Origin of the sequence: Enteractinococcus helveticum (assembly GCF_020742345.1) — a bacterium.
Classification (GTDB): Bacteria; Actinomycetota; Actinomycetes; order Actinomycetales; family Micrococcaceae; genus Yaniella; species Yaniella helvetica_A.
On the sequence record NZ_DYXC01000065.1, the window covers coordinates 1 to 22,582 of the forward strand.

General features: G+C 57.5%; 20 protein-coding genes and 1 pseudogene. 17 read left to right on the top strand and 4 right to left on the bottom strand.

The annotated features are described in order from the left end of the window. From K8V32_RS05125 to K8V32_RS05175, 11 genes and pseudogenes are all read left to right on the top strand, one after another. Positions 1 to 218 (top strand): annotated as a pseudogene (locus K8V32_RS05125) (YggS family pyridoxal phosphate-dependent enzyme); the annotation flags it as partial. Positions 219 to 1,197: 979 nt separating this feature from the next. Next, positions 1,198 to 2,553 carry a replicative DNA helicase gene (dnaB, locus tag K8V32_RS05130; protein WP_303903890.1) on the top strand — a complete coding sequence of 452 codons (1,356 nt, stop codon included), beginning with the start codon at positions 1,198 to 1,200 and terminating at the stop codon, positions 2,551 to 2,553. Between the two features lie 33 nt (positions 2,554 to 2,586). Beyond that, positions 2,587 to 3,786, top strand: coding sequence for a pyridoxal phosphate-dependent aminotransferase (locus K8V32_RS05135; protein WP_303903892.1), 1,200 nt, complete (start codon positions 2,587 to 2,589; stop codon positions 3,784 to 3,786). A gap of 122 nt (positions 3,787 to 3,908) precedes the next feature. Next, positions 3,909 to 4,127, top strand: coding sequence for a CsbD family protein (locus tag K8V32_RS05140; protein ID WP_303903895.1), 219 nt, complete (start codon positions 3,909 to 3,911; stop codon positions 4,125 to 4,127). 125 nt (positions 4,128 to 4,252) lie between these two features. Continuing rightward, on the top strand, positions 4,253 to 4,816 hold the full coding sequence (locus K8V32_RS05145; RefSeq protein WP_303903898.1) for a YbhB/YbcL family Raf kinase inhibitor-like protein: 564 nt from the start codon (positions 4,253 to 4,255) through the stop codon (positions 4,814 to 4,816). Between the two features lie 37 nt (positions 4,817 to 4,853). Continuing rightward, on the top strand, positions 4,854 to 5,570 hold the full coding sequence (locus K8V32_RS05150) for a ubiquinone/menaquinone biosynthesis methyltransferase (protein ID WP_303903901.1): 717 nt from the start codon (positions 4,854 to 4,856) through the stop codon (positions 5,568 to 5,570). Between the two features lie 19 nt (positions 5,571 to 5,589). Beyond that, the gene (locus tag K8V32_RS05155) at positions 5,590 to 6,150 is read left to right on the top strand and encodes a 2'-5' RNA ligase family protein (protein ID WP_303903904.1); all 561 of its coding nucleotides are present in this window, start codon (positions 5,590 to 5,592) and stop codon (positions 6,148 to 6,150) included. Between the two features lie 95 nt (positions 6,151 to 6,245). Beyond that, complete coding sequence (locus tag K8V32_RS05160) at positions 6,246 to 8,027, top strand: N-acetylglutaminylglutamine amidotransferase (protein ID WP_303903908.1); 1,782 nt, start codon at positions 6,246 to 6,248, stop codon at positions 8,025 to 8,027. Positions 8,028 to 8,063: 36 nt separating this feature from the next. After that, positions 8,064 to 9,191, top strand: a complete 1,128-nt coding sequence (locus tag K8V32_RS05165) for a glutamate--cysteine ligase (protein ID WP_303903911.1) — start codon at positions 8,064 to 8,066, stop codon at positions 9,189 to 9,191. Positions 9,192 to 9,415: 224 nt separating this feature from the next. Further along, the gene (locus tag K8V32_RS05170) at positions 9,416 to 11,218 is read left to right on the top strand and encodes an RNA/DNA-binding domain-containing protein (protein WP_303903914.1); all 1,803 of its coding nucleotides are present in this window, start codon (positions 9,416 to 9,418) and stop codon (positions 11,216 to 11,218) included. A 114-nt stretch (positions 11,219 to 11,332) separates the two neighbouring features. Then, positions 11,333 to 12,094, top strand: coding sequence for a helix-turn-helix domain-containing protein (locus tag K8V32_RS05175; protein ID WP_303903916.1), 762 nt, complete (start codon positions 11,333 to 11,335; stop codon positions 12,092 to 12,094). On the opposite strand, the gene K8V32_RS05180 is transcribed toward K8V32_RS05175, so the two are convergent. From K8V32_RS05180 to K8V32_RS05195, 4 genes are all read right to left on the bottom strand, one after another. Further along, positions 12,091 to 12,354: a hypothetical protein gene (locus tag K8V32_RS05180; RefSeq protein WP_303903917.1), complete on the bottom strand. Its 264-nt coding sequence runs from the start codon at positions 12,352 to 12,354 to the stop codon at positions 12,091 to 12,093. The two genes, K8V32_RS05175 and K8V32_RS05180, sit on opposite strands and share 4 nt — an antisense overlap. 82 nt (positions 12,355 to 12,436) lie before the next feature. Beyond that, positions 12,437 to 13,654 (bottom strand): globin domain-containing protein, encoded by a 1,218-nt coding sequence (locus K8V32_RS05185; protein ID WP_369681044.1) that lies wholly within the window; start codon positions 13,652 to 13,654, stop codon positions 12,437 to 12,439. 306 nt (positions 13,655 to 13,960) lie between these two features. Further along, the gene (locus tag K8V32_RS05190; RefSeq protein WP_303903920.1) at positions 13,961 to 14,113 is read right to left on the bottom strand and encodes a hypothetical protein; all 153 of its coding nucleotides are present in this window, start codon (positions 14,111 to 14,113) and stop codon (positions 13,961 to 13,963) included. Positions 14,114 to 14,449: 336 nt separating this feature from the next. After that, positions 14,450 to 15,037 carry a TetR/AcrR family transcriptional regulator gene (locus K8V32_RS05195; RefSeq protein ID WP_303903923.1) on the bottom strand — a complete coding sequence of 196 codons (588 nt, stop codon included), beginning with the start codon at positions 15,035 to 15,037 and terminating at the stop codon, positions 14,450 to 14,452. Between the two features lie 142 nt (positions 15,038 to 15,179). On the opposite strand from K8V32_RS05195, the gene K8V32_RS05200 reads away from it, so the two are divergent. The 6 genes from K8V32_RS05200 (at position 15,180) to K8V32_RS05225 (ending at position 22,174) form a co-directional block, all read left to right on the top strand. Continuing rightward, the gene (locus tag K8V32_RS05200; RefSeq protein WP_303903926.1) at positions 15,180 to 15,950 is read left to right on the top strand and encodes an electron transfer flavoprotein subunit beta/FixA family protein; all 771 of its coding nucleotides are present in this window, start codon (positions 15,180 to 15,182) and stop codon (positions 15,948 to 15,950) included. Between the two features lie 22 nt (positions 15,951 to 15,972). Further along, complete coding sequence (locus K8V32_RS05205; protein ID WP_303903945.1) at positions 15,973 to 16,911, top strand: electron transfer flavoprotein subunit alpha/FixB family protein; 939 nt, start codon at positions 15,973 to 15,975, stop codon at positions 16,909 to 16,911. A gap of 5 nt (positions 16,912 to 16,916) precedes the next feature. Next, positions 16,917 to 18,749, top strand: a complete 1,833-nt coding sequence (locus tag K8V32_RS05210; RefSeq protein ID WP_303903929.1) for a cytochrome b/b6 domain-containing protein — start codon at positions 16,917 to 16,919, stop codon at positions 18,747 to 18,749. Between the two features lie 9 nt (positions 18,750 to 18,758). Further along, positions 18,759 to 19,919, top strand: a complete 1,161-nt coding sequence (locus K8V32_RS05215) for an acyl-CoA dehydrogenase family protein (RefSeq protein WP_303903932.1) — start codon at positions 18,759 to 18,761, stop codon at positions 19,917 to 19,919. A gap of 120 nt (positions 19,920 to 20,039) precedes the next feature. After that, on the top strand, positions 20,040 to 20,477 hold the full coding sequence (locus K8V32_RS05220; protein WP_303903935.1) for a hypothetical protein: 438 nt from the start codon (positions 20,040 to 20,042) through the stop codon (positions 20,475 to 20,477). Beyond that, positions 20,474 to 22,174 carry a DUF5671 domain-containing protein gene (locus K8V32_RS05225; RefSeq protein ID WP_303903939.1) on the top strand — a complete coding sequence of 567 codons (1,701 nt, stop codon included), beginning with the start codon at positions 20,474 to 20,476 and terminating at the stop codon, positions 22,172 to 22,174. Before K8V32_RS05220 ends, K8V32_RS05225 begins: the two co-directional genes overlap by 4 nt. The last annotated feature ends 408 nt before the right edge of the window (positions 22,175 to 22,582 follow it).

The following is a 22,582-nucleotide window of genomic DNA, read 5'->3' on the forward strand; positions in this document are numbered from 1 at the left end:
CAATGGCCGTGCATACTGATGATGAGACAATCATTCGTCGTAACTTCTCAGTTCTGCGCCGCCTGCGGGACGACCTGCTGGAGCGTCGCCCCGAGCTCATCGGCGAGGGCGGCTTATCGATGGGGATGACCAATGACTATGAGATTGCCATCGAAGAAGGTGCAACAGTTGTACGGGTCGGAACGGCTATCTTCGGGGAACGCGATTATTCAAAATAGGAGACTTATCCACAAGCATTTCCACACGTGTGCACAAGTTACACACATGTAATTTGACGTTCTCCACGAGAGGCGCATCACACTTTGGGCTTGTGGGGAATGAATCATCCTCGACGAAAGTCGCGAGATTCCAATGACGGTGCAGTAGTTGCCGCCAAAAGTTCACTTGACTTTAGTGGCGCAGTTCCCGTGGCACTGTCAACATGTGGCAAGCAAGCGATGGTGTTCACAACCACTCAAGGGGCTTTCCTGTAGCAGTTTGAGTCTCAGCGTTGTTTGTTTTTGCTGCGTCAGTCTGCCTGGCAGTATGTGAGCTGAATTCAGTTTAATCGCGATCGGTCAACAATCGTGTTACAGGATTTTTACATCTCGTGAGTAATTTTTTTCCGCTAGCTGGCTCGATTTCGTCGCGAAAATTGTTCCGATTTTCATGTGATTGATCAAACCACGAGCTACTTGCAATTTTAGAAATAACTCTATTTTAAATCTGGGCTTTTGCGACATGCCGGAAATCATGCCGAAGCGTTGTGGAATGACATGAATGTAATTTACCCACAAGATGTGTATAACTTGTGGATAACTTTTGTTGCAGGTGTGAAAAGAGTGAAATCCTCTTAAATTTTGAGTTGTCAAATCCCAAATAATAGGGGTAAAAAACTTTTTATCCACAGACTGTGAGCACTAAACGACCTAGTCAAAACGGGTTTTGTGGATACTGTTGATAAGTAGTCCACGGATAATCCACATCTTGTGCACAGCCTGTGCGAAGTAATACACAAGTTATCCACAACAGTGGAGTTATCCCCAGTTGATACAGGAGAATCTGGGAGGTAACCTCATCCAGTACTAGCTCGTAACAGCCGATATTGGCATTAGGGCAAGAATGCGTGCATCGGCTGTTCACGAGCTTGAGTTGCAGCATTCTGCTGCCGGGGCAGGGGAGGGTACTTTCAACGCAACGATGGCACACTTTAACGCGATGGAAACTGTAAATGGTGTCTCAGCCAATCCCCGAACTCCGCCTCAAGATCTTGACGCGGAGCGTTCCGTACTAGGCGCAATGATGTTGTCGACCGATGCAATTGCTGAAGTATCGGAGATTCTGCGTCCAAATGATTTTTATTCACCAGGTCATGAACTGATCTACACGGCAATTACCGACCTGTTTGCTTCTGGTGAGCCAGCGGATGCGATTACCGTGACGTCAATGTTGGATCGGCGTAAAGAATTGTCCCGAGCTGGGGGAGCCGCTGAGATCCACACCCTGGTGCAGGCAGTTCCTACCGCAGCCAATGCGTCGTTCTATGCCGAAATTGTCGCAGAAAAAGCTATTTTGCGACGAATTGTCAATGTGGGCGCAAAAATCTCGCAGATGGGCTATAACGCCGAAGGCGAGGTCGAAGACATCGTCAATGAGGCTCAAGCTGAGATCTATAAGGTGGGCGAGAATCGCACCGGTGACGATTATGTCTCCCTCGGAGATATCCTGGCAGAAACGATTGACGAAATTGAAGCCGCCTCAACAGCAGGGGACGGCATTTCCGGAGTGCCAACGAACTTTGATGAATTCGATGAGCTAACCCAGGGCTTACACGGCGGTCAGATGATCGTCATCGCTGCCCGACCAGCCGTCGGTAAATCAACGCTTGGATTGGACTTTGCTCGTGCTGCGGCCGTGGGGCACGGCATGACCTCGGCATTCTTCTCTTTGGAGATGGGCAAGACTGAGATTGCTATGCGCTTATTGTCGGCCGAAGCCACTATCTCACTGCAGGATTTACGCAAAGGTACCTTGGACGAAGGCCAGTGGCGCAAGATGGCGTTGACCCTGCAAAGACTCAACGAAGCCCCGTTTTTTATTGACGACTCCCCGAATATGTCGATGATGGAAATCCGTGCTAAGTGTCGTCGTCTCAAACAACAGCACAACCTCAAATTAGTGGTGCTGGACTACCTGCAGCTGATGAGCTCAGGCAAACGTGTGGAATCCCGCCAGCAAGAAGTGGCCGAGTTCTCGCGTGCCCTGAAACTATTGGCCAAAGAACTTGAGGTACCTGTTATTGCCCTATCGCAGCTGAACCGTGGTTCCGAGCAGCGCACCGATAAGCGTCCTCAGGTTTCGGACTTGCGTGAATCTGGTTCGATTGAACAGGACGCTGACATGGTCATTTTGTTGCACCGTGAGGATATGTACGATAAGGAATCCCCGCGCGCTGGCGAAGCTGACCTGATCGTAGCAAAACACCGTAACGGTCCAACCAAAACCATCGAATTAGCTTTCCAAGGCCACTACTCGCGCTTTGCCAACATGGCACCATCCGACGGCGGCTTCTAACAGTACACCGGTGGAATTTGGCATACTGAGGGCATGGCAGCTTCACAGTTCTCCCCAAGTCGTCGTTCCGCAGTCGCGCGTTTTCAAGTCATGGACATCGTCAGTGACGTCGATGCTATGAAAGCTCAAGGTATCGACGTCATTTCGCTGGGCGCCGGCGAACCCAGCGGGGGAGCGCCCGCTGCCGTCAACCGGGAGGCCGCCCGGTTACATAATTTGGAGTCCCCGGTGTTCAACTACACCCCCTCACTGGGGATTAACAACCTCCGTCAGGCCATAGCCGACCACTACCGTCGCTGGTACGACCTCGACATCTGCTACGAGTCCGTGGCCGTAACCACGGGATCCTCCGGAGCTTTCGTAGCCAGTTTTATCGCGGCGTTCGACGTCGGCGACCGGGTCGGTCTGGCTCGTCCCGGATACCCGGCCTACCGGAACATCCTGCGTGCGCTCGACGTTGACGTCGTTGATCTGCCCGCCGGTGTGGAGACCAACTTTCGATTCAATGTGGACCACCTTGCAACATTCCACGCCGAACAACCGCTTGACGGGCTGATCCTGGCTTCGCCCAATAACCCCACCGGGACCATGGTGAACCGTGAAGATATGCGCCAGTTAGCCGTCTGGTGTGCGGACAATGGGGTGCGCCTGGTATCGGACGAGATCTACCATGGCATTACCTACGGCGATGATCGGGGTACCTCGGCCTGGGAGTTTGATCGCAATGCGATCGTTATATCCTCGTTTTCCAAATACTGGGGCATGCCCGGCTGGCGACTCGGTTGGATGCTCATGCCCCAAGATCTGGCACCGGCCGTGTCAGGACTCTCCGGCTCAATTTCGCTGTGCCCGCCTGCCGCCGGACAGTACGCTGCGATCCAAGCATTCAGTGCTGAAGCTTATGCCGAATCGGATGCCGAAGTCGCAGAATTTGCTCGTACCCGCCAGCTGGTCTTAGACAACGTGCACCGACTGGGGTGGCGCAATGCCGCACCAGCCGACGGGGCGTTCTATTACTACGCCCAACCCTCAAAGAAGGCTCTGGCTTGCTATGGCAACTCCGTGGCCTATGCTGCTGCCGTGTTGGAACACGCTCACGTCGCCCTGGTGCCGGGCGTAGATTTTGACGGCGTCGACGGCAGCCAATACGTTCGCATCTCGTTTGCTGCCGGCTACGACAATGTGGCGCGCGCCATCGAACGGCTCGTCGACTTTGAAGAATCGATGCAATAAAGGTCAAACGATAACTGACAGTTGACTCAAAGTTCACCGAAATCGGGTGACATTTCAAATAATAGCTACTAGCGTTGTAAACGTACTTTTCCCAGATGAACAGATGAACAGAGGTGGAACCGATGGGTTTCGATGAAAAAGCTGATTCCATGAAGGATAAAGTCACTGGCAAAATCAAAGAAGGCCTTGGCAAGGTAACCGGTGATTCGCAGACCGAAGCCGAAGGCAAAGGACAACAGGCTCAGGGCAAAGTGAAAGAAGGCGCTGAAAAAGCTAAAGACGCTGCCCGTGATGTCGCCGATAAAGCCAAGGGCTTTACCGAAGGATACAAAAAAGACTAACACCCTACATTTCGTTCAAGAACCCGGAACGGCTCCGCTCCAGCGCAGACGTGCCGGGTTCTTTGCTGGGCACCTCGGCTAGGCTGGGTGTGCATCTACCGGTTTGTGAAACGTACAGGAGCACCATGGTTGATATCAAAGAACTCGCCCGCATCGGGAACGACCAATTCGCCCGCCTTGAAGAAGTTCCCGATTTTACTGTCACCTCCAACACCGTAAACCATGGCCAACAATGGCCCACCGCCCAATACTCGGGGCTGATGGGGGTTCCCGGAGGCCAAGACATTTCCCCGCACCTGGCCTGGGCCGGTGCACCAGAGGGCACCAAATCCTACGCCGTCACGATTTTTGACCCCGAAGCCCCAACCGGTTCCGGCTTCTGGCACTGGTCGGTGGGTAATATCCCGGCCGACGTGACCGAATTGGCTGAAAACGCTGGTACCCCCGATGGCTCTGGCCTACCCGCCGGCGCCTTCCAGCTCAAACACGACGGCGGTAGCCGCGGCTTCATCGGTGCCGCCCCTCCCGCAGGCCACGGCGCGCACCGTTACATCATCACCGTCCACGCGCTCAGCGTCGAACACCTCGACATCCCCGAAGATGCCTCCAACGCATTCTTTGGTTTCAACCGTTTTGGTAACACGATCGGTCGAGCCAGCCTGACCGTTTACGGCATCATCGAAGACTAAAGCTGCCGCGACACCGTGGGTGTTAGGCTTAGGAATTGTGACCACACATCCAGTAGCCGTAGACGCCCACGGTGCCACCGTGGCCGATATGTTCGACAATATCGCCGACCGTTATGACCTCATGAACCTGGTCATGACCTGGGGCCAAGAACCCCGCTTCATCCGCGATACCATTGACGCCGTCAAACTCGGTCCGACCCCCAAAGTCCTAGATATCGCCACCGGTACCGGCGATTTGGCATTGCAAGCTGCCAATCAACGCTACGGGGCCGAAGTTCATGGACTCGACATCTCCCCCGAGATGCTAGAAGTCGCGCGCGCACGCCCCGGGGGCAAAAATATTCACTGGCGCCCCGGCGACGCCATGGACCTGCCCTATGCAGACACCACATTCGACGCCGTAACCCACGGGTATCTGCTACGTAACGTCACCGACATCCCCACAACCCTTGCAGAACAATTCCGGGTGCTCAAACCCGGTGGCATGATGGCCTGCCTGGAGATGTCCCCGGCCCCGCGCAACGTCGTCAAACCATTTTCCACCGCATACATCAAATATGTGGTGCCGCGCCTGGCCAACGCCATCACCCAAAACCCCGACGCCTACGAGTACCTATCGCGCACCTCACGCGCCTTCCATACCGCCGACCGCATCGAAGCCATGATGCAAGAAGCCGGCTTCGTGGCCACCGGATACCGAACCTACATGTTCGGCACCATGGCCATTCACTGGGCACAAAAACCCGCCGACTAACGGATCAGGCCCCAGCAGCATGACACGCTATTTCATCGGACTCATGCTCCCGCCGCCCATTCAGGCGCATCTCACCAAACTCGTCACCACCATCCAAGCCGCACTACCAACACAACACCCGGTGAAGGTCTCCTGGAATCAGCCGGCCGACCTGCATTGCACGTTGCTATTTATTGGACCTTCCGACCACGAACACCACCTGATCACCTCACTGACCGACATCGCCGCCCAGCTCCCGGTGCCCACGCTGACACTTGCAGGCGCCACCCACTGGTTAGGCCGAAACAGCCTCGCGGTGCCCGTGGACGGCGCGGAAACGCTGGGGACGGCGTTCATTGAACGCCTGGGCCAGCTCTCCTCTGACCGCCGGGCTGGTCGACGACCATTCCACGGCCACGTGACCATCGGCCGGGTGTATCCCATACCGGACCCGGCCGAGGATACTTTTACCCAGCACACGGTAGAACCGGCCACCTGGCAGGCCACGCACGTCCAGCTTGTGCGCAGTGCCCAAACCACCAGCGGACCACGCTACCGCGTCGTCGCACATGCGCCGTTGGCTGGATCTCCGGGCGTTTAACGGGTTCTTCTTCCACTTCTGCCAGCGGATTCTCAGGGCACATCAATAACGTGACATAAACAACACCGAATATCCATGAGGATGTTAGATCATTTATGTTGACTGCCATTGCAGGAGAAGTTGCATTCAAAACAACCCGAGCAGCACAACAACCAGTGTCCGCCATGCTCAAACACCTGGCCAAGACCTCGGCCCACGAACCCACCGTCAGACACCAAGGATGGCTGACCTTCGGACAAGTGCGTCTGGACGACGACGCCGACGACACTGCCCCGGAACCAATCATTGATACCGCAGGAGAACTGGCCGTGCTACTTGACGGGCGGCTATTCAATCGCGAAGAACTCCACGCTCAACTCGCCCAACACTACCGTTTTCGCACCGGCTCACACACCGAAGTGGTCCTGGCAGCCTATCGTCACTGGGGCCAAGAGTTTGTCACCCGCTTGCACGGAAACTTTGCCATCGTCGTGGCAGATGCACAACGAAACCGGCTGCTCCTGTGCCGCGATCGATTGGGCATCAAACCGCTCTATCTAGCCGAACTCGACGGCCGACTGCGTTTCGCCTCAACGCTACCCGCCCTTATTGCCAGCGGTGGTATTGATACATCGTTGGACAAAGTCGGGCTGCACCACTACATGAGTTGGCATTCCATTGTGCCAGCGCCCCGCACCTTGCTGGCCGGGATCACTAAGTTGCCCCCGGCCACGATGCGCATTATCGAAGCCGATGGTCGATCCCACGATCGAGTGTATTGGCAACCCGATTACGCTCGCGATACAGCCCGCCAGGACTGGAACGCCAGCCAGTGGCAAGAGGCAGTCCAGCAACAATTAGCGGCCGCCGTCCAACGGGGCATCGTCTCCAAGGAGCGGATGGGCGTCCTGTTATCCGGCGGCCTGGACTCAAGTCTGCTCGTGGCGCTCATGGCGGAGGCGGGTGTCAAAGATATTGCCACCTACAGTGTTGGTTTCGAGTCCGTGGGCTCCCACACCGGCAACGAATTTGAATACTCCGATCGGGTGGCTCAAGAATTTGGCACCGATCATCACACGCTGCAGTTGCGTACCGAGGACCTTTACGCCGCGGTGGACGATGCGATCACCGCAATGCCCGAGCCGATGGCCAGTCACGACGTCGTCGCGTTCTATTTGCACTCGCTGTCGGTCGCGGAGTGCTCCAGTGTGGTGCAGTGCGGCCAGGGTGCCGACGAGATTTTCGCTGGATATACCTACCACCGCCAGGCTGAGGGCATCTCGCGCGAGGCCGCCCTCGAACCATTCCTGGCGGCGTTCGAAGATCGCAACCACCAGGATCTAGCAGCGGTGCTGGCCAAGGAGTGGATGATCGAAACCAATGTCAGCCGGGAGCTGTTGGAAGACTATGTGAACGCACCAGGGGCAGAAACCGCTGTGGACGCCGTCTTGAGGCTTGAAACTCAGCTGATTCTGGCCGATGATCCTGTCAAACGGGTCAGCAGCATGTCGATGCCCGCCGGACTTGAATCGGTTTTACCGTTTCTGGACCATGAGTTCGTAGAATTCGTGGTGACCTGCCCGCCAGAGCTACGAACCGCGCAAAACGGGAAAGGCATTTTGAAAAACATTGGACGCGAACTGCTTCCGATACAGGTTGTAGATCGCCCAAAGGGCTACTTCCCGGTGCCAGCGCTCCAACATCTCCAAGATCCCATGCTTTCTCGGGTTACTGAGGCACTTCAGGCACCCGAAGCACGCGAACGCGGCCTGTTTCGGGATGACTTTGTCGACGAGCTGTTAGCTCATCCCAATGATCACTATGTTCCCACCGGAGGGAATGTGCTGTGGCAAGTCGGGCTGCTGGAAATGTGGCTACAACAGCACGGCGTTGGATAACCAACCTCAGACACTTTTGGCTCAGCAAAGGATGTGATGATGCGTACATTCGGGGTGGAAGAGGAACTTCTGTTGGTAGACGCCGAGTCGCTAGAGCCACTGCCGCGGGGAATGTTGGTGGTTGCTGGCCAAGGCGACACTGCTCCTGGCAGCCACAGCCTCACGACCGAGTTTAAACAAGAGCAGGTGGAGGTGAACTCGCCACCCCAAAACACACTGGCCGAGCAATTAGCAGCCATCCGAACCGGGCGAACGCTAGCACAAAAGGCCGCTGCTCTCGCGGGCGGTACAGTTGTGGCGCTGCCCCTGGACCCCGGTAATCACCCCACTCACATTGTGCCGGGGGAGCGCAATCAGCAGATCAGGGAACGTTTTGGTGCGACCGCCTTTGCTCAGCTGACCAATGGGTTTCACATCCATGTTGCCATCAACTCCCGAGAAGAAGCCGTGATCGCATTGGATCGTATCCGAGTTTGGCTGCCGGTATTGCTGGCCTTGAGCGGCAACTCGCCCTTTGCCAAAGGGGTAGATAGTGGCTTTGCCTCGTATCGGTATCAAAAATGGACCCGTTGGCCGAACTCTGGACCCACAGAGATGTACGGCAGCGCGACAGCCTATGAGACCCAGTGCCAAGCGCTATTCAATAGTCAGGTCCCGTTGGATGCTGGCATGTTGTACTTTGACGCTCGCCCAAGCGATCATCAGCCGACCATAGAAGTTCGAGTCGCGGACGTCTGTTTGAAAGCTGAGCATGCCGCCGTCATCGCTGCTATCACCCGTGCACTGGTGGAAACAGCCATCAGGAATCAAGACCAAAAGCCACCACCGGTTCCGGTGACCGTACTGCGATCCTGGACGTGGCAGGCCAGCAGGTACGGGGTGGACTCAGAACTTATCCAACCGGACACCGGCAAGCCTGCACCGGCGGCTGAGGTGGTGGACCAACTCTTGGATGGTGTCCGACCGGTTCTCACCGAATATAACGAACTCAGCACCGTTGAGACCGTGGTGACTGATATTTTGCAATCCGGTTCGGGGGCTCGCATCCAACGAGCCGCCTATGCACAGCGCCACGATTTCTATGACGTGATGCAAGCTGCCCTGGAAGCCACACACGAATATCAAGATCCCAAATCCATCGCCGACAGGTCGCCAATAGAGTGACATAGGTGACTGTGCAGCCGCTGAGCTGGTCGCGAGGGAACACAACGTCGAGCTCACCTTAGTCGTACAGTATTTCCGAATACTTTAGAACTATGAGAGTTCCGCCTTGTCTTCCGTGTCAATCCAAGAAAAGCCCGGAACGCCTGCAATATCAAGGCAAGAGATAATATTCAAAGTTATATGTTGAAGTGAATATTTAGGTGCTTGGGGTAGACTTTGAAACTATGATTACTTCAGCTGCAGAGTTTCATCAGGCTGTCCAGGCGCTGCAAAAGGGGACCAGTTCACCGCTGAGCGTTGCCCTGTGCGACATCGTGAACGAGACGCTGGTTGAGACGCTGTGTGCATTCGCAAATATGCCTAGCGGCGGATCCATTCTGCTCAACCTGCCGGACCAAAATGCATCACAATTCAATGCTGGTTTCGAAACAGAAACGCTTCAAGCCCAGATCCAAACGCTGGCTCGACATCGAGTGAGCCCGGGTATCCCTGTACAGTTCTTTTGGGCCAGCTTCGAAGACCACAGCATGCTGGTGGTCAACGTTCCCGCGCCGGACCCAGCCGTTTGGCCATATCGTGTCACGGCAACACATCAGGCGTACGTGCGGAACGAATACGGCAATTATCCGCTTGGCGTCTCAGAGATTCAACAACTGCACAATGCGCGTCAGGCAACGTCGCATGATGGTCAAGTCATTTCCGGATCGGGACTGGAGTATCTTGATAAGACGCTAGTGCAAGATTTTGTCGAAGCCGTCCGCCAGGAGTCCACGTACCTGCATCAAACCAGCGACGAAGACATCCTCCAAGCAAAAGGTGTCATGTCGCACGACGGTCTGCTGACACTGGCTGGCCTCTACGCGCTGGGGCGGTATCCGCAACAATTCTTTCCGAACCTCCGGATCACCGCCGGGGTGCGAGCTTCGGGAAATACTGCAAACGTCGAGCAGCAGCGTTTTGAAGGTGCCGTGCCGGTGATGGTGGACGACGCCGTCCGCTGGGTCATGCGCCAAGCAGGGCAGTCAGGGCCACGCCCTGAACATCAGGCTCACCCGCGAAGCAGCAACATCCCAATCGCCGTCATCCGAGAACTCCTCACCAATGCGCTTGTGCATAGAGACCTCAGCTCGCAAACCCTGGGACAGAGCGTGCAATTAGAATTACACGAAGACGAACTGACCGTGAGGAACCCCGGCGGGTTACACCGGATCAACCTGAACCAGCTTGGTCGTGAACCTGGTGAAACGGCCGTGAATACTTCGCTGTATGAAATCTGCAGGTTCGTCTCGGTCAGCGGCGGCCACCGAATCGTCGATCCAGCACACCATACGCTTCGAGACGTGCACTGGGCGCTCCGCCGTGCAGGGCTCTATGCGCCGACCTATACCGATTCTGGATTATATTTCACCGTTGCTGTCGGACGGCGGTATGAATTGACCGAGACCGACCAACAGTGGCTGGCCAGCTTGCCGTCACATGAGCATTTCACAACCCAGCAGCGTTATTTGCTGGTGTCGATGAGCGACGGGACGCGATGGAGCCCAGAAACTCTGCGGCGCGAATACGGCCCAATAGGTGCCAAAAGTGCGCTACGCCAGTTAGATCGCCTTGCCGATCTGGGACTGGTGCGGGCACAGGCCAGCCTCAACTCGACGAACTATCGACTCCACGACACAAGGCTTCGAACAGATGCCCAACGATTCGGTGGAACCATTGAATTTCAGCCCGCACCTGATGCTGCACCCGCAGCGCAACCCGTGCACCCTGTTGCCTCCGGTGCGCCAGCGCCACACAGCAATGACGAGCATGACGCTGCGGCCAAGGCGGCGGCAGCGAGTAAACATGGTGCCACATTGTGGAACGTCCTGGGGGAGGGGACCATGAACATCCACGACATTGCTCAGGCCGCGAATTTGAGTCTGTCCCAAACCCGCTACGGAATCCAACGCCTGGTTTCGGAAGGCATTGTGGACCGGCAAGGCGGCCAGGGGCATCGCGAGACTGTATACCGTCGCGCACAAGGCTGAAACGCTCCACCCTAAAAGCCCACGGAGCAAGCACACCGGCTGATGCATGACGCAAGTCCCGCCCATCGCGAAGTAACTGGCCAGTAATGTAGCAGGTGTCCCTAAAATAATGACATGCCTCGCAGAGTTACCGATTACCGGGGACTGACGGAAGGCAGCAGGCTCAAACTGCTCCACGCCATCCAACGGCAGCCCGGCCAGACCCTCAAGGCGCTTGCTGAAGCCGCCGAGATTCACGTCAACACCGCACGTGATCACCTGCGAGTGCTCGAAGACGAAGGGTTCATCACCGCAACACCCATCGATACCGGCCGCCGCGGTCGACCTCCCATGGAGTATCATCCGCTCGAAGACGCCGACCACAACCCTACCGCCCGAGAACGCGCCGAAGAGGCCCGCGCTCGCGGTAAACTCCTGCGGCGCCTGAGTCCCGAACTCGATACCGGCCAAGACCTACCAGACGACGCGCAGCACCAGTTAGATGTGCTCTATGAACACCTCGACGACGTCGGCATGGAACCCGTGATCGACAACGACCAGCTGACCGTGGACGTCAAACCATGTATTTATCAGGACCTATTAGAAGCAGACCGCCCGGCGGTGTGCTCGGTGCACGCCAAACTGGTACGCCAACAACTTGAACAGGTTGACGGGCCGTTGCAACTGCGTCGTCTACACCCATTTACCACCGCACACAGTTGCCTGCTGGTACTCGGGCTCCAGGACGACCAAACGCCGGATGAACATGACGTGAAAGCAGTAACGCCCGGCATCGATGGTCACCGCACCGATGCCGAGCTCGCTGCATTCGCCCTGGCCGCCCAGCAGCGCGTAACTGCTGAAACAACCGAAACCGACTGCCCTGTTCAGGCCTAGTACTTTTCCTTCCCGGTGGAAATCCTCACAATGCGTCGGATAGCAAAAATGACGCATACACCAGCCAGCGCAAAGGCCACATAAGCCCACACGGCTGGCTGGTCAGGCATGCTCAAAAAGGTGACGCCAATACCAATGAGGACCACGGCACCAAAGAAGAACACCGGAACCATAAAAAATCCCATCCGGGTTGCCGAACGGCCCTGTTCCGGATCAGGACGTTGCGGATGCTGGCCGGGTGTAGTGTTGCCACGCTCCATGACTGCCGCCTTTCGCTGGTTACAGTCACCAAGAAAACTTGGTCCACGTGGTTCTTACGCTACCGCCTGAAGGTTCTTCTTGCTATACGCTGGTTGGGTTCTGAGCCCACATATCCGGGCCAAACACTTCGTAATGAATCGATTCAGACGGCACACCCTGGTCCATCAAAGTCTTACGCGCCATCTGCATAAACGGTAGGGGACCGCACATGAACACCTCGGCGTTTTCCGGCAGTTCCACGTCAGATAAATCCATGAACCCCGGACGCGCAGGGTGCAGGGTCGGAGCCTCTTCGGCACCTTCCTCGTACCAGTTCTGCGCACGAGCATCGGCCATTGCCAGCACCTGACGGCGCAACCCGTCATAGAGTGCATGGTGGGCGTGAGTCTTATCCGCGTGGAATAACCGGACCGTGCGCTCGGGTTGCCGGCGCGACAAATCCTCCATGATCGCGGCAACCGGCGTAATACCAATCCCCGCCGAGACCAGCACGAGTGGTTTATCGGTGTCATCCAAAATGACGTCACCGGCCGGCTGGGAGACATCCAGAATCGTGCCGGGGGTCGCGTAGTCGTACAGCCAACCCGACACTCGACCATCGGGTGCGCCATTGACGCCGCGCACGCGTTTGATGGTCACACGCAGGGAGTCGCCGCGCGGACCGGAAGAGATCGTATACTGGCGTGGTTGACGGCGACCGTCAGGCAGATCCACCGCAATCGAAACATACTGCCCCGTATAGTGGCCAGGCACAACGCCGTCGACGGGGGAGAGCAGCAGTGAGAAGACCTCATCGGATTCCTCAAAACGCTCCACCACACGGTACGGACGGTAGGGGACCTTCGGATCGGTTCCGGCATTGGCATATAGGCGTGCCTCTTCGGCAATCAGGGAGGTGGCAAATAACCAGTAGACCTCATCCCAGGCGGCAGCAATTTCGGGGGTTGCCGCATCGCCGAGTACTTTGGCCACCGCACCCAGCAGGTAGTGCCCAACGATCAAATATTGTTCTGGGCTGATGCCCAATGAAACGTGTTTGTGGGCAATGCGCTGCATGATCGGCGTGAAATCTGGGGCCTCCGGGTTAATCAGGTGCACCGCAAACGCCACCACCGATGCCGCCAGCGCCTTGGGCTGCTCGCCGATCGCTTGGTTGGCTACGTTGAAAACATTGAGCAGTTCGGGGTGGGCCTCGAACATGTCGCGGTAGAAAATCACGGTGGCATCATCGGCAATTTCTGCGACGACGCCGGCGGTTTCTTTGACCACTGCTTCAGATTCTGGTGACAGTTTCAACATCGGTTCAGCTCCTTTTGGACAATGACCCGGGGTGCGGGTTTCGAACGTAAGATCATTGTCATCCGACCAAGATTTCGCTGCAGCGTTTTCCACCGTGTTTAATCCCGCGGTTCTCAAACCGCTATGTCAGCTGCAGGATTCCAGATAGATTGACGGGGCAATCGAATGATTGCAGATCGGTTCTGGATCGGAGATATTCGGCCAGTATGCCCAGATCGTGTGTCGTTGCCGTGTTGCCGTCTTGTAGCGAGCGGTTCACGTCGTCAAGGCTGACGTAGAACCCGATCCCTGCAATAGGGTGGCTGATCAACGTGACCTGGGTTCGTCAACCAGGTGCGATGCTGTGATCGTCAGACGCGACATGTCCTGGGTAGCAGCGATAGTGGCGTCGTCGGCAATACCGTCTATGACACTTGCCTCAGCATAGAGTTCAGCTAATTCCTGGCTAGTTGTTGACACAGTGTCTGAGCCATGAAGGTCGATAGACCGCTGGTGCAACCGTTCCGTGTGCTCGAGTGCCTTGGGCTGCAGGATCTTCCGCCGTATTTACTCCACTACCAAGAGGTGTGCACAACGTTCTGCACAGACCTCTTCACCCAGTTGGCCGTACCCGTTAGCGTGGGGCCAAGGGCAACCATTGTCTGGAGGTGAGACCTATGAGTTCCCGCGAAGAGGAAGGCGCAGTATCGCCCCATGACAACACCACCTCACCCCAAGATCCCGAGCACGGGCTTAATGCAATCTAGGGCGCGAGATGCCACGCATAACCAAAGATGTATTATTTCAGCGGAAAGTTCATGCGCTGCGAGTCTTGCGCAAACTGAGCTGATAGCGCTGCGGGTCGCGGCCTAAATGCCCGGCAATCTGATCGACGAACGGTTGCATCAGCACCTGGCCGAGTTTCACGAGCATGACCTGCATGACTTGGTCTTCCGGTTCGCGCGACGTCGAAGCAATCCCATGACGTCGCAAATCCTGAATCTGTCGCAGTGCCAATCGGGTAAAGCGTTCAGTCAGATCTGATCCGGCCCCATTGCCCTCGATGAGCATCATGCGGCGCAGATACGCGGCAACCAGTGGGTTGTCGTCAATGTGATCTAGCAGGCGTTGGTCGAGTTTCCTGACGACGCCGTCCACACTTTCGTCGGATTCCTGGTAGGCGATCGCGTTGGCAATACCATCCAGAAGATCGTCCTCGACAGCTTGAATGAGGCCAGCTTTGGTCCCGAAGTGGTGGGTAATGAGCCCCACGGTCACCCCGGCTCGTGATGAAATGGCTCGCATGGAGGTTCCGTCAGAACCGTTGAGCGCAAATAATTCCAGAGCGACCTGGCGAATACGAGCTTTGGCGGTTAGATCTGTGTTGATAACGGGATTGGACATGCGCGGACCTTTATAAGATGGGTGTTAGGAGTCACGCGGGCGGCAACTCTCGAGCTCTTCTGGACGTCTAAATTGTACGGTATATTGTACGAATATACAGTCCCAGTGAATGTCATCACTCTGTCATCATGATGAGGTGTATATGAAAGTTGTAGTGCTCGTCAAGCAGGTGCCTGACACGTATGAGAAGCGTCAGATCTCGTTGGACACCGGCATGTTGGTTCGGGAAGCCTCTGAGAATGTGGTCGATGAGATTGATGAACGCGTGTGTGCGGTGGCCGCTGAGCTGAAAAACAACGGCACGGCTACCGAGGTGGTGTCGGTGACGATGGGCCCTGCCGGTGCGGATAAGGCGATTCGTAAGGTCTTAGCGTTAGCTGCTGATCGGGCGGTGCATATTGTGGACGATGCCCTGGCGGGTTCGGATATGGTGCAAACTGCGCGCGTGTTGGCTGCTGCAGTATCGGATGCGGATCTGGTGTTGTCCGGTGCTGCCTCAACCGATGGTGCCGGGGGTATGGTGCCGGCAATGATGGCCGAGATGCTGGGGCGTCCGCATATTGTGGCGGCTGATTCGCTTGAGATTGCTGATGGCACGGTGACGGCAGTGGCCAATACCGAGGCCGAAAAACTGACCCTATCTGCTCCTACACCGGCGATTGTGTCGCTGACGGAAAAAGCTGGGGAGCCCAAGCTGCCAAACTTCAAAGCGATTCGTGAGGCCAAGAAGAAAGACATTACCGTCACCACCGCCCAGGAACTGGGGTTGGCTGCCGGCCCGGATGCCGCCTATGTGCGCAATGTGATGGTCTCGGCCGCGGAGCGTCCGCCGCGGGAAGCCGGTGTGAAAGTCTCCGGCGATACGGCTGCTACAGAACTTGTCGATTTCCTTGCCACCCGGCACCTTATCTAAGGAGCGTCCCGTCTTGTCGAAAGTGCTCGCGCTTGTAGCCAACACTGATCCTGCCGAAATCCTGGGTGCTGCCTCGACCATTGGTGACCCTGTTGCGGTGGTGACCGCCACCCCGGATGCCGAGACTATTGCCGCCCTGGGGGCGGCCGGTGCTACCGAAATTTTTGTCCACGAAGGCCCGACCGATCAGCTGGGCACAGCTGAGGTTGCTGCCGGTGTTGCCGCGGTGCAGCACTATGGTGTCTCGCTGGTACTCACCTGGCACACCCCGGTCAACGCCGCCATTGCCGGGCGGATTGCCATTGCCGCCAAAGGCGCGGTGGCGGCCGATGCCACCGGACTGTATTGGGACGCCGACGGGCAAGAACCCGTGGTACAACACGCGGTATTCGGTGGGGATTACAACACCGAATCCACCGTAGAAGGCGGGCTGATGATCGCTACGATCCGTCCGGGGGCGATCGCTGATCGGGCTCACGCCGTGGAGACCCCACAGGTAGTGACCTCGGATGCGCAAGTCACCACGGGACCGGGGGCGTCGATCGTGTCGATCGAAGCAAGCGATGCTGCCTCGGATCGTCCGGCCCTGACCGCCGCCTCCGTGGTCGTCTCAGGTGGTCGTGGCGTGGGTTCGGCAGAAAACTTCCAGCTCATTGAAGACTTAGCCGATCAGTTCAATGCGGCCATCGGGGCATCGCGTGCCGCGGTGGACTCTGGTTATGTGCCACATAACCTGCAGGTTGGCCAGACCGGTGTCTCAGTGTCCCCGGACCTGTATATTGCCGTGGGCATTTCTGGTGCCATCCAGCACCTAGCCGGCATGCAAACCGCCAAAACCATTATTGCCATCAACAAGGACGACGATGCGCCCATCTTTGATGTGGCCGACTTCGGTGTGGTTGGCGACCTCTTTGAGGTCCTGCCCAACGTTGTTGACGAACTCAAAGCCCGTAAAAGCTGATATTTATGGCAAAACGTCGCATGCTCGGATGGCAGCCACTGGCCGTCGAAAACACCGACGCCCCAGCGCCGCCAACGCCCGCAGTTGAACCCGAACCCGTTGCCCCTACTGCCACACCTGTCGCAGAACAATCTGCCCCTGAACCGCAAACCGCGGCACCACCAGAAGCTGCTGCACCCCAGGCCGCACCAGTCCAGACCAGCGGTGTCATCCAAGATGAACATATCCCGCGACGTCGCATGGCCGGCTGGCAACCACTCACCGTGGCCAACACCGCAGCCCCGGTAGCTGCCGCCGAGCCACCGACTCCGGTCGCTAAGACGTCCGCACCAACGACACCCGGTACGCCGGCCGTTGCCGAAGCCAAGGTGGCCGACGCGACCGAGACGATGGCACCCGCCCCAGCGGCCACGCCACCAGGGCCGGTGCAAGATCCGAATGTGCCACGCCGTCGGATGGCCGGATGGCAGCCGCTCACCGTGGCACACGATACCGCTGTGACGTCTGCTGCGGTGAGTGCTGCGCCAGAAGAAGCCATCGAACAACCCGTTGATGATGCTGCGCCTACGCCAGCGACTGTTGCACCGGTAGCCGCAGCGCAGGCGGCACCGGCTCCGGTGACCGACGATCTGCCGCGTCGTCGTATGGACGGTTGGAAACCGCTGAAAGTTGGTCACCCAGCCACTGCACCCACCGTGGCGGAAACGCCAGCACCCGAACCAGTAACAGAACCCCCTGCCGCCACGGTTGCTGAACCAGTCGCCGAGCAGCCCGCTCCCAAACGCATCCGCCCACCAGCTGCCTCAGCGCCCAAACGTATGGGTGAACCCGCTGCAGCACGAACCCAGCCACACGTTAGGATGCCCGAACCGGTGGCCCCGGCGGCCAAGACTGCTGAACCCATTGCTGACAAGCCCGAAAAGCAGAAACTATCGAAGACAGCCAAGGTCGTGCTGACATTATTGGGCGTGGCGGTGGTGGCCGCCGGACTCGTCCTGCTCGCCCAGTGGCTACGCACCTTAGACCCGGTGGCGGAATTTATTGCAACCTACCAGGGCACCCCAACCCACCCGGACGGGGTCGAGGCCGGGATCCCGGCCTGGGTGGGGTGGCAGCACTTCTTTAACTTCTTCATTATCGTGATGGTCATCCGCTCCGGGTTGCTGATCCGCAATCAGGAACGCCCCGAGGCCTACTGGACACCCACCAAGGGCGGATTCTATTCGCCCACCAAAACAAACACCCCGGCCAAAGTGTCGATCCAACAATGGATCCACCAGTCGTTCAACGTCTTGTGGGTACTCAACGGGCTGATCTTCTACATTATGGTATTTGCCACCGGCCACTGGATGCGCATCGTACCCACCAACTGGGATATTTTCCCCAACCTGGTCTCGGCGGGCATCCAGTATGTGTCCTTGGATTGGCCAGCCGACAACGCCTGGATCTATTACAACGCGCTGCAGATCATGACGTATTTTGTCACCGTGTTCATCGCCGCACCAATAGCGGTCCTCACCGGACTGCGCTTATCCACCTGGTGGCCACAACAAGCCCAAGGCATCAATAGGATCTTCCCCTTACCGGTGGCCCGCACCACCCACTTTGCCACCATGGTCTACTTCATCCTGTTCATCATCGTGCACCTGTTCTTGGTGTTCACCACCGGAGTGCTACGCAACCTGAACATGATGTTCACCGCCCGCGACACCGGCGACTGGATCGGCATCGCCGTATTCGCCGGCTCCGTGGCCGTCACCGTCGGAGTCGCTTGGCTAATCAAGCCCATCTTTATCTCCCCAATAGCCGAAAAGACCGGAACGGTCTCAACCCGCTAAGGAACAGCCATGATACTGGACAACTACCATCCGATTTGGGAAACCGAAGAACACTCCGATCTGCGCGAAATGGCCCGCGAATTCATGGCCACCGAAATCACCCCGCACGCCGAACGCTTCGCCGAAAACCACCAGGTCGACCGCGACCTATGGAATAAAGCCGGCGACAACGGGCTGCTATGCATCTCCGTACCGGAAGAATACGGCGGCGGTGGCGGAGACTTCAGCCACGAAGCCGTCGTCCTGTATGAACAAGGCCTGGCCACGGACGACTCCTGGGGCTATGCCATCCACTCCAGCATTGTGGCCCCCTACATCGCAGACTACGGCACCGAAGAACAAAAACAGCGCTGGCTGCCCAAACTAGCCTCCGGAGAACTGGTCGGCGCCATCGCCATGACCGAACCCACCACCGGCTCCGACCTGAAAGCCATCCGCACCAACGCGACCTGGGACGGCGATGACCTGATCATCAACGGCTCCAAAACGTTCATCACCAACGGGACCCAAGCTGATCTGGTCATCATTGTCACCCGCACCAATGATCAGCCCGGCGCCCGCGGGGTCTCCCTGGTGGTCGCCGAAGTCGACGGTCTAGAAGGCTTCCAACGCGGTCGTGTCCTGCAAAAACTGGGCGGTCACGGCCAAGACACTCGCGAATTATCCTTCACCAATATGCGAGTACCGGCAGCCAACATCCTGGGTGGCGAAGCCGGCGAAGGAAAAGGCTTCATCCAGCTCATGCAACAGCTGCCCCAAGAACGCTTAGCCGTGGCAATCTCCGGTGTCGGACAAGCCGAAGCCGCCGTCCGCCAAACCATCGCCTACACCAAAGAACGCCAACTCTTCGGCCACACGGTCATGGACTTCCAAAACACCAAATTCGTGCTCGCCGAATGCGCGACCGAAACCCTGGCCGCCAAAACCTTCATTGACTACTGCATTAACGAACACGACGCCGGACGGCTGACCAGCGAACAAGCATCAGCCGCCAAATACTGGGCCACCGATGTGCAAAACAACGTCATCGACCGCTGCCTACAACTCTGGGGCGGCTACGGATTCATGATGGAATACCCCATCGCCCGCATGTACGCCGGAGCCCGCGTCCAACAGATTTACGCCGGCACGAACGAGGTCATGAAAGACATGATTGCCCGCGAATTCTAACCCCGTTTCACAACGCAGCCCGGTCCCGGACAACGCAACGTTGCCGGGGCCGGGTTTCGGTGTTGACGCCACAACCCTCATCCCCTTGCCAACCGACTCTCACAGGCTGATACTTAGGTTATGAAGCAGGTGTCCAACGTTGTACTCGCCGTCATCACGGGTCTGATCGTGATCGTGGCGATACTTGCTGCGATATTTGCCAACCGCGACCAAACCGCCCGGTGGGCACCTGACTCACCAGAAGCCACCGTCCAAAGCTATGTTCAAGCCGTCGTCGACCAAAACTATCCGGCCGCACTACGCCACCTCGATCCTGCTCTGGCCTGCAATGTGAGCCACTTTGAACAGTCTTACTATCCGCAGGACACCGCGATCTCATTCTTCCAAGCAAACGTCGACGGCGACCGCGCGACCGTGGCTGTGGAAATCGGCAGCTACGGCGAACCATTTTTTGATACCTTTGTGCACCAAGAACAATTCGAACTAATCCAAGCCGAAGGTGACTGGCTGATCACCGGTAGCCCCTGGCCCGTCTACATTTGTGCAGGCATGCTATGAGCATCACGATCCTCCTGCTCGCCCTGCTGATCGGGGCCATCGGATTCATCGTCGTCGCAGCACGACGCATGCAGGGCCAAAGCCTCACCGGCCAAATGTTCCGCCGCGCCTTCCAATACGTGCTGCTCTATGCCATGGTCTTGGCGGTGGCCAATGGTGCCGCCGACCTGTTGGCCCGCGCATTTGGTAGCACACCAGACTTCGATGAACCCCTGCTATTTGCCCAGTCCGTAACCGCCGTCGTCATCGGGCTGCCGATTACCGCGTTATTGATCTGGTGGGTGATGAGGGCTCACCGCAAAGACCCCGAAGAACGCGAATCGCTGATCTATCAGGCCTATCTGACCGCCGCATCGCTAACCGGTGCGGCCATGACCGCGGCCAAACTGTCCGAAAGCCTCACCAGGGCGCTGGGCACACAAAGTTTCGACGGTGACGCCGTGGCCCACCTGATCATCTGGGCCATTATGTGGACCATCCACTGGCGGGTTATTCAACGCACCCTGGCACAAACCAATGCGGTCGCGCACCTGCTGCTGGGCTCGACCATTGGCCTGGTGCTGGCCGCCGGCGGGCTCATCGACCTGTTGGCGACGTCGCTGGAGATGCTCACCGGCACCCAGATTCTGGTCGGTTCTTTCGTCCCGTTGGGTTCGGCAGCCGGACTGTTCGTTAGCGGTGCGCTGCTGTGGATTGTCTACTGGTTGATCTCGGCCAGCAAGCTGCCGCGCGGCACCACTTGGCACGCCTACGTTCTACTCTTGGGTGTCGCCGGTGGCCTGACGACGGCACTGGTCGGGGCCCAAGCCCTGCTGTGGCGCGGGCTGGTGCACTTGCTGGGCGACCCAGGGCCATTTGTCACCTGGTTTGAATGGCCACAAGCCCTGGCTGCCCTGATTATTGGCGCGATGATCTGGTGGTATCACCGCGACCTGCTCGATGCGGCCACCCATACTCCGCTGCACCGGGTGTATCAGTACCTCGTGTCGGGCATTGGCGCGATTGCCGCGGCCGCTGGGGCCGGGCTGCTGGTTGTGGCCCTGGTGGATTCGATCACCCCGGCCCAGCTGTCCCACGAGCCGATCAATACCCTGCTGCAAGGCCTAACGCTGATCATCGTGGGTGCTCCGCTGTGGTGGTCGCACTGGCGGTTGGTCCAGCGCGCGGCAGCTGAACACCCCGAGGTTGAACTCACCGCAACCCCACGCCGGATCTATCTGATCGTGCTGGTGGGAACCGCCGTCATCACGGTAGTTGTCGCGCTGATCGCAGCCGTGGCCGAGATCATCGCTGACGTCATGGAAAACCAGCTGAGTCTGACCACGCTGTACGACGTCCGCACTGAACTCGGGTACCTGACCGCCGGGCTGATCATCATCGCGTACCACGCTGCGGTGCTACGCCAAGATAGTCGCAACGCGCCCGCCAAACCAGAAAGCAGGACACCCGATGTCTCCTCAACGAAAGCCGGACGGCTGATCCTGGTGGGACCGCTCGATCCGACCCTGGCAACCACGCTGCACAAACGCTTTGACCGACCCGTTGAGTTTTTGGCCAGCAACACTGGAGAAATTTGGAATGCCGACGCCGTGCTGGCCCAAATCGAAGCTCACGATACTGATACAGACCTGCTGCTCATCGCCAGAGAACAAGGCCTCGAAACCCGCCCGATAGACGAAGTCCGACACGTGCAATAGCAGGGGCGAAGCCATTCAGGTGAGCTACTCGCGTCAGATGCCTCGCGCAACCGCTGAGCGCATGCCAGAAGTTCACGCTTCCAGGGCCAACTTTCGGTAAACACAACCCCTCATCTCTATAGCGTCGGTACAACTCACACCTTCGGGCGGCGGTTTTCTTATGTTCATATAGTTGTCTGCCCAACCGAGGCGAACAAGAACCCTATTGAAGCGTACCCAAACGCACCGACTCGACAAGCCGATTTGATAGCTCGAGTTATGTTTGGCGCGTAAAGCGGGTATACCCTTTTACACGCCTGCTGGCCCGACGAGAGTATGCTGTAAACGCAGGTCAGAATGTGACTGTTAACTTCGTTTGGCGGTTTTTCGCAGGTTCATATGGCGGTCTCGTTCGTTGCCGTTGAGGCG